The organism is Streptomyces triticirhizae (assembly GCF_003696235.1).
Taxonomy (GTDB): Bacteria; Actinomycetota; Actinomycetes; order Streptomycetales; family Streptomycetaceae; genus Streptomyces; species Streptomyces triticirhizae.
Window position 1 is genome coordinate 1 of the sequence record NZ_RFFJ01000159.1, and the last position, 14328, is coordinate 14328.

Below are 14328 nucleotides of genomic sequence, written 5' to 3' on the forward strand. Positions count from 1 at the left end.
CCGGTCGGCGCCGGCGGGCGCCGCGCCTCCGGCGGCGCCTCGGCCGCCGCCTGCGCGATCTTCGACGGCGCCGGCGCGCCCTCGGGCGTCGTCGCCTGCTCGGCGCCGCGCCGATACCGCGCCCAGTAGGCGGCGCCCGCCAACGCGGCCAGCACCTCAAGCGAGAACCAGGTCGTCGGCCCGCCGTTCCCCAACGCGGCCAACAGCAGCCCGCAGCCGGCCACCACGAAGAGCAGCGCGGTGAGGCCGGGACCCTCGACACGGCCGGAGAGCAGCCGGCGGCCCTCGTTCTCCTCGTCGTCCTCGAACGGCGTGATCAGCCACGCGATGCCGTAGACGATCAGCCCGAGGCCGCCCAGCACCGACAGCACCACCAGCGGCACCCGGAAGATCACCGGGTCCAGCCGGTAGTAGCGGCCGAACCCGCCGCACACCCCGCCGATCACCTTGTGCCTGCGGGAGCGGCGCAGCGGCGCCTCGTCGGGAGTCGCCGGCGCGGTCGCCGTCGGGGCCGGCCCGCTGCCGGCACCCGACCGCCTGCGGTCGTCGGTCATGGGCCCATCCTCTCCTCAGCGGCCGGGCGGCGGAATCCGGGGAGCCCCCGAGCTTTCCCGCCGCTCCCTTCCGGGGCACCCCTGATGTGCCGGGGGGTCCGCTCGTGTGACGATGCGGGGCATGACGATCGCCACGCCCTACGGCGGCGCCGGGGACGAGGCGCCGCTCCGGAAGCTCTACCGCAGCGCGGACGGGCGCTGGCTGGGCGGGGTGGCGCAGGGCCTGGCCGGACACCTGGGCGTCCCGGTCTCCTGGGTCCGGGTGATCCTGCTGGTGCTGTTCTCCTCCAACGGCCTGGGCGTGCTGCTGTACGCGGTCTTCTGGTTCGTGGTGCCGCTGGGCACCCCCGAGACGCCGACCGCCCCGGCCCGCCGCAAGCTGACGCTGCGCAGGCCCGGCAAGGAGTCGCTGGTCGCGGGCCTGGTGCTGGTCGTCGCGCTGTTCGCGCTCGGCACCAGCGTCCAGTACCCGATCTCCAGCCGGTACCTGTGGCCGCTGCTGATCATCGGCGTCGGCGCCGCCGTCGTCTGGCGACAGGCCGACAACTCCCGCCGCGCCGTCTGGGCCGAGGCCACCCGCAGGAGCCGCTGGCTGCCGCTGCTGCGCAGCGCGGCCGGCGCGGTGCTCGTCGGCGCCGGCGTCTCCGTCTTCGTGCTGGGCCAGGGCGCGGCGGCGACCGAGAGCCTGGGCGTCGCGCTCCAGGCGTCGGTCGCCGTGGTCGTCGGCATCGCGCTGCTGGCCGGCCCCTATCTGGTGCGGATCGTGCAGGACCTCTCGGAGGAGCGCACCATGCGCATCCGCGCCCAGGAGCGCGCCGAGGTCGCCGCCCACGTCCACGACTCGGTGCTGCACACCCTGACCCTGATCCAGCGGAACGCGGAGAACGGCCGCGAGGTGGCCCGGCTGGCCCGCGCGCAGGAACGCGAACTGCGCGCCTGGCTCTACCGTTCCGCCGAGTCCAGCACCGGCCAGGCGGTCGAGGAGGACGAGGAGCCGAAGACCCTCGCCGAGGCGGTCCGCGCCACCGCCGCCGGCGTCGAGGACCACCACGGGGTGCAGATCGAGGTGGTCTGCGTCGGCGACTGCCCGCTGGACGAGCCGCTGGGCGCGACGTTGCAGGCGGCGCGTGAGGCCATGGTCAACGCGGCCAAGTACGGTGGAGACGGCGGGCCCATCCGGGTGTTCGCCGAGGTCGAGGGCCGCACGGTCTTCGTCTCGGTGCGCGACCGCGGCCCGGGCTTCGACCCGGACACGGTGCCGGCCGACCGGATGGGCGTGCGCGAGTCCATCGTGGGCAGGATGCGGCGCAACGGTGGCAGCGCCCGGGTGCGGTCCACACCGGGCGAGGGGACAGAGGTGGAGCTGACGATGGAGCGAACCGAATGAGCCAGGCACCCACGAACGAGACGCCGGGCGGGCGACGCGCCCGGGTGGTGCTGGTGGACGACCACCGGATGTTCCGCGCGGGCGTGCGGGCCGAGATCGGCCGCACCGAGGAGACCGGGGTCGAGGTCGTCGGCGAGGCCGGGGACGTGGACCAGGCGGTCAGCGTGATCAAGGCGGTCAGGCCGGACGTGGTGCTGCTGGACGTGCACCTGCCGGGCGGCGGCGGGGTCGAGGTGCTGCGCCGCAGCGCCGAGCTGATGAGCGCGGCCGAGGACGCGGTGCGGTTCCTGGCGCTGTCGGTCTCCGACGCGGCGGAGGACGTCATCGGCGTGATCCGGGGCGGCGCGCGCGGCTATGTCACCAAGACGATCACCGGCACCGACCTGGTGGACGCGATCTTCCGCGTCGCCGACGGCGACGCGGTCTTCTCGCCCCGGCTGGCCGGCTTCGTGCTGGACGCGTTCGCCTCCTCGGAGGCCCCGCCGGTCGACGAGGACATGGACCGGCTGACCCAGCGGGAACGCGAGGTGCTGCGGCTGATCGCGCGCGGCTACGCGTACAAGGAGGTCGGCAAGGAGCTGTTCATCTCCGTGAAGACGGTGGAGAGCCATGTCTCGGCCGTGCTGCGCAAGCTGCAACTCTCCAACCGCCACGAGCTGACCCGCTGGGCGACGGCCCGCCGCCTGGTCTGAACCGCCGCGCGCCCCGCGTCGCTGCGCCGCCCGGCGGCCGGGCTGCCCAAGACTGGAGCGATGTTCGGTTTCGTGGTGCTCGCGGCGGCGCTGGTCGCGGCGGGGCGGGGCGCCTGGAACACGCCCTCGTTCCGTGGCGCGGCGCTCTCCCTGATCTCTGTCGTCGCCACCGGCACGGTCTTCTACCGGGTGCACGAACACTGGTCGGTGCTCGACGCGCTCTACTTCTCGGTGACCACCGGGCTGACCATCGGCTACGGCGACCTGGCGCCCAGCACCACGCTCTCCCGCGTCTTCACGATGCTGTACGCGCTCAGCGCGGTCAGCCTCTTCGCGATGGTCGGCGGCCTCCTCGCCCGCACCGGCCTCGCCCAACGCCGGTCCAGGCGCCACCACGGCTCCTCCTGAACGCCGCTGCTACGGTGTGGGTGATCGTCCGTCAACACCGCGTAAGCGAAGGGGAGTTCCCACCGTGCTCCGCCACCGACTGGCCGCCACCACGGCCCTGCTCCTCACCCTCACCGCCTGCGGCGGGGGCTCCGACGACTCCGCCGACGACCCCATCCCCGGCGTCGACGAGGAGACCACCGCCCCCTCGGAGGAGACCTCCACCCCCGAGGCCGAACCCGACCCCGACGACACGGAGATCCCCCTCCCCGACGACGTCGAGCTGATCTTCGACTGGGAAACCCCCGACGACCCGGACGAGGCGGCGGCCGCCAGCAACGCCGCCAACTTTCTTCGTGCCATCGCGGCCGGAGTGGTGGCTCAGGACGCCGACCACTCCTCGTACCAGGGGCTTTCCACGAACCAGGCGTACGACTACGCGCGCGACCAGATTCAACAGTGGATCGACGGGGGCTGGACCAAGACCGGCACCGATCGCTACTACCAACTGACCGTCGAGCAGAACGAGTCGGTCATCGGGGTGAGCTTCTGCCGGGACAGCTCGGAGATCTTCGGCAAGGAGATCGACACCGGTGAGATCGTCCCGGTCGAGACCACCGAGTACAGCAGCTTCAGCTACTACACGATCGCCATGGCCGAGGCTCCCGGGGCCGAGGGTCACTGGTGGGCGAGCGGCATCGAGGTGGTGGGGGAGGCGGCGGAGTGCGCCTGAGACGAGCACTGGTCGTCTCGTCGGGCGCGCTGGCCCTCCTGGTCGTCAGCGGCACGGCGAACGCCGACGAGCCGGTGGGAGACACCACCGGAGAACAACGCGGACCGGAGATCGGGGCCGGTGCGAGCGCGGAGGTGGTCGTCTTCGACGAGGGCGCCAACGGTGACGGGGGGCCGTTGACCACCACCTCCCGCAACTGGACCCCGCCGCCCTGCTGGTACGCCCCCACCTGGTCACCCGAGCAGTTACGGGACCTGGCCGAGCGTGCGTGGGACCCCACCGGACAGACCGGTCATGCGGCGGCGGCCCTCAGCTGGCTGTGGAACCACTACGACAGCGGCGAGCCCTACACCGACTTCAACGCCGAGGAAGCCGGCAACGGCATGTGGTGGGGGCCGGTCGAGAACCCGTCGGAGCCGGACCTGTTGGAGCGGACGTCCTGCTCGGAGATTCCCTTCTGGGTGGAGAACGGCGTCGTGCCCGACGTCGAGAACGCGCTGTCGCCCCAGGTGCTGGCCGAGCTGGCCTACGAGCGCATCCGCGTTCCTGACACCGAGGTCACGTTCAGCCCGGCCGCGTTGGACGGGCAGGTCGTCAACCTGCCGACCTGGGTCTGGGCCGAGAGCGGGGACTACGACCCGGTGGCCGTGACGGCGACGCTGGAGAGTTGGGACATCTGGGCCACGACCACCGCCCGGCCGACGGCCCTCACCATCGAGCCCGGCACCCCGGACGCCGAGACCCACCCGGCGTCGGGCAGCTGTCCGATCAACGAGGACGGCTCCATCGGCACCCCGTACCCCGCCGGCGACGGCGCCGGCGAGGACGCCATCCCGCCCTGCGGCCTCACCTACCTCCGCGCCACCCACGACGCCGCGAGCTACCCGTTGACCGCCAGCATCACGTGGTCCATCGCCTGGGAGGGCTCCGACGGAACGGGCGGCACCCTCCCCGACGCCACCTTCGCCACCACTCACGAGGTCCAGGTCAACGAGATCCAGTCCATCGTCCGCCCGTGACGGAGCCCGGACCACCGGCTCACATGCGGTCGATCTCGGTCAGATCCAGATCGATCCGGTAGGGCTCGTCCACCTTCAACCAGCCGTGGTAGACCCCGGTCGGGCTGTACCAGGCGGTGCGGGCGTCCCGTTCGAAGGTGTAGACGACCGGGTGGTCGTCGGAGCCGGCCATCTCCACGCGCCAGAAGTGGGGGATGCCCGCGCGGGCGTACTTCAGGGGCTTGGTCTCCCGGTCCCGCTCCGCCGACTCGGGAGAGACCACCTCGACGACCAGCAGCGCGTCCCGCGCCTCGTACCGGGTCTGGCGCCGGCTCAGCACGGCGTCGGCCCGCACCACCAGCACGTCCGGCTCGGGCGCGGTGTGCTCGGTGAGCACCACGGTCATCTCCCGCTTGACGCGCAGCCCCTCCGGCGCCGAGCGCCGCAGCCCGGCCGTGATGAGATCCACGGCCAGGGAGTGGAAGTCCCGCTGCGGACTCATGAAGACAAGACTCCCGTCAATCAGCTCGGTGTGCGGCGGGAGGTTGGGCAACCGGTCAAGGTCATCGACGGTGTAGCCCCCGGGAGGCGGCACCGGCCAAACGGGGTTACTGTGCTGCGAGTCGGGGGCGGTCACGGTTCCTCCCATGGACGGAAGTCTCCCTCGCACGGCCAGGAGTTTTCGCATCAATGACGCCTCGCCACCCTAACGGGCGGCGCCGCCGTCCACGTTGACGACCGGGCGGGACCCGTTGCCCCGGGCCCCCGGGGCCCGGGCCTCACTCCCACTCGATCGTCCCCGGCGGCTTGCTCGTGACGTCGAGGATGACGCGGTTGACGTCCGGCACCTCGTTGGTGATGCGGGTGGAGATCCGGGCCAGCAGGTCGTAGGGGAGGCGGGACCAGTCGGCGGTCATGGCGTCCTCGGAGGTGACGGGGCGCAGCACCACCGGGTGGCCGTAGGTGCGGCCGTCGCCCTGGACGCCGACGCTGCGGACGTCGGCGAGGAGCACCACCGGGCACTGCCAGATCTCCCGGTCGAGGCCGGCCGCCGTCAGCTCCTCGCGGACGATGGCGTCGGCCTCGCGCAGCAGGTCGAGGCGTTCGCGGGTCACCTCGCCCACGATCCGGATGCCGAGCCCCGGCCCGGGGAACGGCTGCCGCTGGACGATCTCGTCCGGCAGGCCCAGTTCCTGGCCGACCATCCGCACCTCGTCCTTGAACAACTGCCGCAGCGGCTCGACCAGTTCGAACTCGATGTCCTCGGGGAGCCCGCCGACGTTGTGGTGCGACTTGATGTTGGCGGTGCCGGTGCCGCCGCCGGACTCGACGACGTCCGGGTAGAGGGTGCCCTGCACCAGGAACGCGACGTCCTCGCCGGCCGCGCCGGCCTCAGCGATCAGCTCGGCCTGGGCCTGCTCGAAGACCCGGATGAACTCCCGCCCGATGATCTTCCGCTTCTGCTCGGGGTCGGAGACCCCCTTGAGCGCGGTCAGGAAGCGCTCGGAGGCGTCCACCAGCCGCAGCCGGGCGCCGGTCGCCGCGACGAAGTCCTTCTCGACCTGCTCCGTCTCGCCCTTCCGCATCAGCCCGTGGTCGACGTAGACGCAGGTGAGCTGGTCGCCGATGGCCCGGTTGACGAGCGCGGCCGCGACCGCCGAGTCCACGCCGCCGGACAGCGCGCAGATGGCGCGCCTGCTGCCGACCTGGGCGCGGATCGCCGCGACCTGCTCCTCGACGATGCTGCCGGTGGTCCAGGTCGGGCTGATCCCCGCGCCCCGGTACAGGAAGTGCTCCAACACCTGCTGGCCGTGGGTGGAGTGCAGCACCTCCGGGTGGTGCTGGACGCCGTAGAGCCGACGTTCGTCGTTCTCGAAGGCGGCGACGGGAACGGTGTCCGTGGCGGCCGTCACCGCGAAGCCCTCGGGCGCCGCCGAGCAGGCGTCGCCGTGCGACATCCACACCTGCTGCCGGTCGGGCGTCCCCTCGAAGAGGGTGGAGCCGGAGCGGGTCACCGACAGGCTCGTGCGCCCGTACTCGCGGGCCCCGGTGTTGTCGACCGTGCCGCCGAGGGCCTGGGCCATGAGCTGGAAGCCGTAGCACAGCCCGAGGACCGGGACGCCCGCCTCGAAGATCGCCGGGTCCATGCCGGGGGCGTCCTCGGCGTAGACGGAGGCGGGGCCGCCGGAGAGGATGATGGCGCTGGGCCGCCGGGCCAGGATCTCGTCCACCGGGGTGGTGGAGGGCACGATCTCGCTGTAGACGCGGGCCTCGCGGACCCGGCGGGCGATGAGCTGGGCGTACTGCGCGCCGAAGTCGACGACGAGGACCGTGTCCTGGGGGGCCGCGTCGTCCACGGATGCCTCAGGTGCCACGTCTTCCACGGATGCCACGGAGCTGCCTTTCGTGCCTACCCGGCCTGCTGCCTGTCGGCGGAGTTGGTGCGGGGTGCGCGGTCCCGACGGAGTGCGCTGCGGTGTCGTCGAGTCTACCGGCGGCGGGCCGCGCGCCGTCCGGGCCGCCTTGGGGGCCCGGCGGGGGCGGTGGCATACTCGGGCCCATGCCACAGCGGCGGCACGACTTCTTCTTTACCTATGGCACCGGTCCGGCCGGAGGTCATGGGGACTGTCGCACGCGGCACTGACAACGAACTCCCCGACGCCCCGGGCCCGGATCGACCGGCCCGGGGCGTCGTCGCGTTCGCGGGCCGACACATCCGGCCGCCGGGCCGTCCCGACCGTTCCGGAGGAACGACCATGACGACCCACCTCACGACCCAACGGGCGTCCCAGGCAACGCCCCACCCGACGGAGCGGTCCGCGACCGCCTCCGCACCCGCCGGGGTGGGCAAGCTCACCGACCCGGCTCCCGACCGGACCACCGACCAGGACCCGGAGGCGGTGATCGCGGAGGCGCGCGCCGGGATCGACGCGCTGGACGCGGAGATCGTGCGCCTGGTGCGCGAACGGATGGCGCTCTCGGAGCGCGTGCAGCGGACCCGGATGGCCAACGGCGGCCGCCGGATCAACCTGGCCAGGGAGAACGCGGTGCTGCGCCGTTGGCGCGGCGAGTTGGGCGAGCCGGGCACGACCCTGGCGATGACCCTGCTGGAGCTGTGCCGGGGCCGGGTCTGAGGCGCGGGGCGGGGACGACGCCGGGACGCGCGTGGCGGCCGAACCGGGGGTCGACGCGTCACTCGTACGGAGCGTGACCGGCCGCCGGGGCCTTCGTTGAAGGTGGTGTCCCCGGGGCGATGAGGCGATGTGGCCCTCGCGGTGTGGCGAGGACCACGCGCCGTGGGACCTCGCTCCGGTGCGGTGGCCGGGCAGCAGGGGACAGCAGGCCGGTCACGCCCCACGGCCGGTCCTCGGGACGCCGAGGACCGGCCGCCCGGACTCTTGCGGGATGCCTCCCGTCTCCCGCACGATGCGGGGAACGGGTCCAAGGACGTTGGCGGACCACGGCGCACCCCCCTCCGGTGGTTCGACAACGAGAAGCGGCGCCTACCCCCCGGGTGCCGCTCCCAGCACCGGCGCCGCCCTGTCGCCGTGCTGACCCGGGGGCCCCGGCCGGCGGCCGGGGCCCCCGGCGCGTTTCCGCCCGGTCCCGCGCCTTTCCAAACATCCGTGTCCGATTCGTGACCGAATCGCGAACAACCTTCTTCGCTCCCCACCGGTCCAACCACATGCGCGACTCCTTGTGAGCCGTGCCTCCATGACCGGAGAGGCCCGTTCCCATTCCCCCGAGGGACGGGCCTCTTCGCTTCTCCCGAAACCGGGAACGTTCAACGGTCCTCACCGGGAACGTTCAACGGTCCTCGCGCGGCGGGACCTCGGGGACGGGCAGCACCACGGCCGGCAGCCGCAGCGCGCCGAACGCGGACTCCGGGACCGCCGGCCGGCGCGGCGGCGTCGGGGCCAGCGAACGGTAGGGCTGGCCCGGGGCCGGGCGTTGGTCCGGTTCGCCCGCGTTGGGCCAGAGCGCGAACGCCCGCTCCGCCTGGGCGGTGATGGTCAGCGCCGGGTTGACGCCCAGGTTGGCGGAGACGGCGGAGCCGTCCACCACCGAGATGCCCGGGTGGCCGAACAGCCGGTGGTAGGGGTCGACCACGCCGCGCTCCGGGTCGTCGCCGATGGGGCAGCCGCCGAGGAAGTGCGCGGTGAGCGGGGTGCCGATCAGCTCGCCGACGTTGGTGCCGGCGAACCCCCCGATGTCCTCGGCGAGATGGCGCGCCGCCTCGGCGCCGGCGGGGATGAAGTCGGGGTTGGGCGCGCCGTGCCCCTGCCGTGCGGTGAGCAGGCCCCGGCCCGGGCGGCGCGTTCTGCGGTAGGTGGTCAGCGAGTTGTCGTGGGTCTGCATGACCAGCCCGATGATGGTCCGCTCCGACCAGCGGCGGTTGGACATCGACAGCAGGAAGACCCAGGGGTGGCGCACGCTGGTGGCGGCGTAGGCCAGCGCGCGGGGCAGCCGGCCGCCCCGGCGGAACTGCTTGATCGACAGGAAGCCCATCGCGTTGGAGCCCCGCCCGTAGCGGACGGGCTCGATGTGGGTGTGCTCGTCCGGGTGGATGGAGGAGGTGATGGCGACACCCCGGGTGAAGTCCGGGGTGGCGTCGCGGCCGTGCCGGGCCCGGTAGCGGCGCGGGTTGGTGCGGGCGCCCACCAGCGCCTCGGAGTTGGTGCGGGTCAGGGTGCCGAGGCGGTCGGAGAGGCGCGGCAGGGCGCCGGTGTCCCGCATCCGGTGGAGCAGCGTCTGGGTGCCGTAGGTGCCGGCGGCCAGCACCACCCGGCGCACCCGGAGCGTGGTGCGCCTCCTCCGTCGCCCGCGCGCCCCCGCGTCCGTCGGCACACAGGCGACGAGATGCCCGCGCCCGTCGGGGAGTTCGCGCACCTCGGTGACGGTGGTCAACGGCCGGATCTCGGCGCCGGCGCGCTCGGCGAGGTGGAGGTAGTTCTCGTTGAGGGTGTTCTTGGCGCCGTGCCGGCAGCCGGTCATGCACTCGCCACACTCCTGGCAGGCGCGCCGGGAGGGCCCCGCGCCGCCGAAGTACGGGTCGGGCACCTCCTCGCCCGGCCGCGCCCGGCTCGCCCCGTTCTCCCCGCCGGCGTCCGCCGCGTCCCGGCCGTCGCCGAAGAAGACGCCGACCGGGGCGAGGTGAAAGGTGTCGCCCACGCCCATCTTCTCGGCGGCCGCCCGCAGATGGCGGTCCGCGGGCGTCGTCGTGGGGTTGTTCCTGACGCCCAGCATCCGCCTGGCCTGCTCGTAGTACGGGGTCAACTCCCGCCGCCAGTCGGTGATGTGGGCCCACTGCCGGTCCCGGAAGAAGGCGTCGGGCGGAACGTAGAGGGTGTTGGCGTAGTTGAGCGAGCCGCCGCCGACCCCGGCACCTGCCAGGATCATGACATTCCGGAGGAGGTGGATGCGCTGGATGCCGTAGAGGCCGAGCCGGGGCGCCCACAGATAGTCCCGCAGATGCCAGGAGTTCTTCGGCAGCTCCTCGCGCCGGAAGCGGCGGCCGGCCTCCAGGACCACCACCCGGTACCCCTTCTCCGTCAGCCGCAGCGCGGCGACCGCCCCGCCGAAGCCGGAGCCGACCACCGCGACGTCGTAGTCGAACGCGTCGTGGCCGAACGCGTCGTCGGAGGCGGGCGGTTGGCGCCGGGCCGGGCTCTGACGCTCGGGCGGGACCTCGGCCATCAGCGCACCCCCAGCGACTTCATGGCCCGCAACGAGCGGCTGATCAGGGCCGTGTAGCGGCGGTCGTCCAGGCCGTGCGAGGGCCCCAGCGGCAGCAGCCGCTGGCGGGCGACGGTCTGCGGCTCGGTGTACTTCAGCAGCCCCTCGGCGCCGTGCCGCCGCCCGAGCCCCGAGTCGCCCATGCCGCCCATCGGCGCCCGCACGCTGCCGTAGGCGGCGGCGTAACCCTCGTTGATGTTGACGGTGCCGCACCGCAGTCGGGCCGCGATCCGCCGGGCGCGGCGCGCGTCGCGCGACCAGACGCTCGCGTTGAGGCCGAACCGGGTGTCGTTGGCCGACGCCACCGCCTCCTCCTCGGTGGCGAACCGCCGCACCGCGACCACCGGGCCGAAGGTCTCCTCGGCGCAGACCCGCATCGGCGGGGCGACGTCGGCGAGCACCGTGGGCTCGTGGAAGTAGGGGCCCAGGTCCGGGCGGTGCCGCCCGCCGGTGAGCACGGTCGCGCCCAGCGCCACGGCGTCCTCGATGTGCTGGGTGACGGTGGCGAGTTGGGCGGCCGAGCTGAGCGAGCCCACGTCCACGCCGTAGTCGAGGGCCGAACCCAGCCGCAGCGCCTCGACCCTGGCCACGAAGCGGGCCAGGAAGTCGTCGGCCACCGAGGCGTCGACCAGCAGCCGTTCGACCGAGACACACAGCTGTCCCGTCGAGGAGAAGCAGGCCCGCACCGCCCCCTCGGCGGCCCGTTCCAGGTCGGCGTCGCGCAGCACCAGCATCGCGTTCTTGCCGCCCAACTCCAGGCTGCTGCCGATGAGTCGGGCGGCGGCGCGCTGCGCCACCTCGCGCCCGGTGCGGGTGGAGCCGGTGAACGTCACGAAGTCCGCGTACTCCACCAGCAGCGGCCCGACGACCGGGCCCTCGCCCAGCACCACGGTGAGCACGTCCTCGGGCAGCCCCGCCTCGATCAGCAGCCGCCGCGCCCACAGCGCGGTCAGCGCGGTCTCGGTGTCGGGCTTCATCACCACGGCGTTGCCGGCGAGCAGCGCGGGCAGCACATCGCCGGCCGTCAGCTCCAACGGGTAGTTCCACGGCGCGATATGGCCGACCACCCCGTGCGGGTGGCGGATCTCCCGCACCTGCGTCAGGAACGGGATGGCGCCCAGGTGGCGGCGCGCGCGCAGCCGGCCGGGGGCGGTGCGGCCGTAGTGGCGGGCGGCCATCGCCACCGACTGCACCTCCTCGTGCGCCGAGAGCCGGCTCTTGCCGGTCTCCAGCTGCACCAGGTCCAACACCTCGGACTGGCGGCGCAACAGCAGGTCGTGGAAGCGCAGCGCCACCCGCGCGCGCTCGCGAACGGGTCTGGCGGCCCAGGCGGGTTGGGCGGCTCTGGCCCGCTCGAAGGCGGCGGCCACGTCCTCGGGGGTGGCCTCCGGGAGTTCGGCGAGACGCTCACCGGTGAACGGGCAGTGGCAGGCGGTGCGCTTGCCGCCCTCGACCCCACGGGTCAGGGAGGCGACCAGGGCATCGGTGACGACGCGGGCGGCGGCCTCGCCCGCGTCTGACTGCGCTGTCGTCATAGCCGGAGGGTACGACGGTCCGCCACGGCTGCCTACCCGTTGGTAATCAGTTTTTGCCAGTGATCGCTGGCAGGGATGTCGCTGCGCCGGCTCGGGGTGACGGCCGGCTCCGGTGGGCGCTGACGGCGGTCGCCCGAGGAACGGTGCGCCGGACCACCCAAGGAGGAGTGCCCAAGGAGGAGCGTTCAAGAAGAGTGCCCGAGGAAGAGTGCCCGAGGAAAAATGCCCGCCGAACCGAACGTCCGTTCCCCTAGAGTCGGTTCATGACGGAACTCCCCGAGGCCGGCCGCCGGCCCGCAGACTGGCTGGCGCTGGGCGCCGCCGGCGTCACGGTGGTGTTGTGGGCCACCGCCTTCGTTTCGATCCGGAGCGCGGGCGACGCGTACTCGCCGGGAGCGCTGGCGCTGGGCCGACTCGCCGTCGGCACCCTGCTGTTGGGGCTCTTCTGCCTGGTGCGGCGGGCGGGCGTGCCGCCCCGCGCGGCCTGGCCCGGGGTCCTGCTCTCCGGCGTGCTCTGGTTCGGCCTGTACATGGTCGCCCTCAACTGGGGCGAACGTGAGGTGGACGCCGGCACCGCCGCGATGGTGGTCAACGTCGGCCCGGTGCTGATCGCGCTGCTCAGCGCGTGGCTGCTGGGCGAGGGGCTGCCCCGGCCGCTGCTCGCGGGGATCGCGGTCTCCTTCGCCGGCGCGGTGGTGGTGGGGATCTCCGTCTCCGACTCCTCGCACGCCTCGGCCCTCGGCGTGCTGCTCTGCCTGCTGGCCGCCGTCTGCTACGCGGCGGGCGTGGTGGCGCAGAAGCCGGCGCTGGCGCACGCCGGCGCGCTGAGCGTCACGTTCTGGGGCTGCCTGGTGGGAACGGTGGGCTGCCTGCCGTTCACCGGCGTGCTGGTCTCCGAGGCGGGGGACGCGCCGCTGTCCGCCACGCTGAACATGATCTATCTGGGCGCGTTCCCCACGGCGTTGGCGTTCACCACCTGGGCGTTCGCGCTGGCCCGAACGACCGCCGGGCGGATGGGGGCGACGACCTATGTGGTGCCGGCGCTGGTGGTGGTGATGTCCTGGGCGCTGCTGGACGAGACGCCCGGCGCGCTCAGCCTCGTCGGCGGGGTGCTCTGCCTGGCCGGCGTGGCGGTCTCCCGCCGACGCTCGGGCCGCGCGGCCCCGCGCTCCAGGACGGTGGCGGCGAACACGCCGCCCGCCGCGCCCCGCAGGCGCTCGGGCCGCGGGGCCTAGGTGTATTGCCCTGTGAGGCAGGGTCTCTCGCCGGGTGCGGGCGTAACGCATGGCTGTCACGGGACAACGGGCGGGCTCCGCACCGCCGTTGCGGCGCCCCGCGCCCCGGGAACGCATCCGCACCACCCGGCCGCGCGGCGGCCGGGATCAGACCACCGCCCCCGCCAAGCCAGCGCAGCGTCACACGCGTCACACGTGGAAGGTCAGCCGGTCCAGCAGCCCCCGGTACACGCGGTCACCCGCCGTCGCCGCCTCGCCCTCCGAGCCGAGGGTCGTCACCTGGACCTGCCAGTGGGAGCCGGCCGAGGGGCCGCCGAAGTGCAGGGAACGGCGTTCGGCCGGGCCCTCGTGGGGCCGGGTCGCGCTCGTCGTGACGACGCGCAGCTCCGCCGCGTCGCCGCCCGCCTGGAACTCGACCGGCCACGCGTCGCCCTCCACGCTCGCGTGGTTGGCGGTGTCCGCCCGATACGTCTCGACCTGGTGCTCCGCCTCCGTGAGTGGCGGGGAGGTGAAGCCCGGGTGGTACCAGAGGTCGACCGAGTGCCGCCCGTCGGGCGAGCGATAGCTCACCTGCCGCTCGGAGTTGGGGTTCTGCTCGCGCACATAGCCGGGCGGCAGGGCCAACGTCATGGCCAGGTTCGGCTCGTCGACCACGTTCCACAGGGCCGGGGGCGCGACCTCGGCCGGCGGCTGGTCCCCGTTCGCGGCGTCGTCGCGGCCTGCCGGGTCGTCGGTCGGGTCACTCGGGTCCTCCGTGCCGTCCTCGCCGCCGGCCCCCCGCTCGTCCGTCGCGCCGCCCTCGCCCGACGCCCCGTCCTCGGCCACCTCCTCGCCGCGCCGTTCGTCCTCGTCCGCGTCCTCGACGCCGTCCCCGTCCGCGTCCCCCGGCGTGGGCTCGTCCGCGCCGGCGCTCAACGCGGTCTCAGCGCGCCCCCGTTCGCCGTCGCCGTCCTCCGCGTTCGCCCCGCCCGGCCCGCCGGGCCAGGGCGTCAGCAGCAACACCGTCGCCAGCAGCACGGCGGCGGCCGAGCCGCCGACCACCCACCGGCCGCGCCGGCCTGGCCGCAGGCG

At 73.6% G+C, this 14328-nt stretch carries 12 protein-coding genes and 1 pseudogene; 7 read left to right on the plus strand and 6 right to left on the minus strand.

The features are described from left to right. Positions 1-554, minus strand: a 554-nt coding sequence (locus EBN88_RS22620; protein WP_147472808.1) for a PspC domain-containing protein, incomplete at its 3' end; no start/stop codon positions are given. Positions 555-675: 121 nt separating this feature from the next. Here EBN88_RS22620 and EBN88_RS22625 point away from each other — a divergent pair. From EBN88_RS22625 to EBN88_RS22645, 5 genes are all read left to right on the plus strand, one after another. Continuing rightward, entirely contained in the window at positions 676-1941 is a 1266-nt protein-coding gene (locus EBN88_RS22625) for an ATP-binding protein (RefSeq protein ID WP_233580856.1), read from the plus strand. Next, positions 1938-2633: a LuxR C-terminal-related transcriptional regulator gene (locus EBN88_RS22630; protein WP_122185756.1), complete on the plus strand. Its 696-nt coding sequence runs from the start codon at positions 1938-1940 to the stop codon at positions 2631-2633. Before EBN88_RS22625 ends, EBN88_RS22630 begins: the two co-directional genes overlap by 4 nt. 60 nt (positions 2634-2693) lie before the next feature. After that, positions 2694-3041, plus strand: coding sequence for a potassium channel family protein (locus tag EBN88_RS22635; RefSeq protein WP_122185757.1), 348 nt, complete (start codon positions 2694-2696; stop codon positions 3039-3041). A 64-nt stretch (positions 3042-3105) separates the two neighbouring features. Continuing rightward, on the plus strand, positions 3106-3753 hold the full coding sequence (locus EBN88_RS22640; RefSeq protein ID WP_122185758.1) for a hypothetical protein: 648 nt from the start codon (positions 3106-3108) through the stop codon (positions 3751-3753). Then, positions 3744-4772 carry a hypothetical protein gene (locus tag EBN88_RS22645; RefSeq protein WP_122185759.1) on the plus strand — a complete coding sequence of 343 codons (1029 nt, stop codon included), beginning with the start codon at positions 3744-3746 and terminating at the stop codon, positions 4770-4772. The genes EBN88_RS22640 and EBN88_RS22645 overlap by 10 nt, the downstream gene beginning before the upstream one ends. A 19-nt stretch (positions 4773-4791) precedes the next feature. Here the strand turns inward: EBN88_RS22645 and EBN88_RS22650 are convergent, their stop codons facing one another. Together EBN88_RS22650 and guaA are read right to left on the minus strand one after the other, a co-directional pair. Then, positions 4792-5439, minus strand: a complete 648-nt coding sequence (locus tag EBN88_RS22650; RefSeq protein ID WP_325052778.1) for a Uma2 family endonuclease — start codon at positions 5437-5439, stop codon at positions 4792-4794. Positions 5440-5530: 91 nt separating this feature from the next. Further along, positions 5531-7135, minus strand: a complete 1605-nt coding sequence (gene guaA, locus EBN88_RS22655) for a glutamine-hydrolyzing GMP synthase (RefSeq protein ID WP_325052779.1) — start codon at positions 7133-7135, stop codon at positions 5531-5533. A gap of 372 nt (positions 7136-7507) precedes the next feature. Here guaA and EBN88_RS22660 point away from each other — a divergent pair, with 372 nt between their 5' ends. Further along, positions 7508-7885: a chorismate mutase gene (locus tag EBN88_RS22660; protein ID WP_122185762.1), complete on the plus strand. Its 378-nt coding sequence runs from the start codon at positions 7508-7510 to the stop codon at positions 7883-7885. Between the two features lie 673 nt (positions 7886-8558). Here the strand turns inward: EBN88_RS22660 and EBN88_RS22665 are convergent. Both EBN88_RS22665 and EBN88_RS22670 read right to left on the minus strand, forming a co-directional pair. Continuing rightward, a complete protein-coding gene (locus tag EBN88_RS22665; protein WP_122185763.1) occupies positions 8559-10448 on the minus strand; it encodes a GMC family oxidoreductase N-terminal domain-containing protein in 1890 nt (629 codons plus the stop codon). Next, a complete protein-coding gene (locus EBN88_RS22670) occupies positions 10448-12022 on the minus strand; it encodes a succinic semialdehyde dehydrogenase (RefSeq protein ID WP_122185764.1) in 1575 nt (524 codons plus the stop codon). The genes EBN88_RS22665 and EBN88_RS22670 overlap by 1 nt, the downstream gene beginning before the upstream one ends. A gap of 263 nt (positions 12023-12285) precedes the next feature. Between EBN88_RS22670 and EBN88_RS22675 the strand changes: the two genes are divergently transcribed. Then, positions 12286-13257, plus strand: a complete 972-nt coding sequence (locus EBN88_RS22675) for a DMT family transporter (protein WP_122185765.1) — start codon at positions 12286-12288, stop codon at positions 13255-13257. A gap of 189 nt (positions 13258-13446) precedes the next feature. On the opposite strand, the pseudogene EBN88_RS30730 reads toward EBN88_RS22675, so the two are convergent. Continuing rightward, positions 13447-14328: pseudogene (locus EBN88_RS30730) on the minus strand (hypothetical protein); the annotation flags it as partial.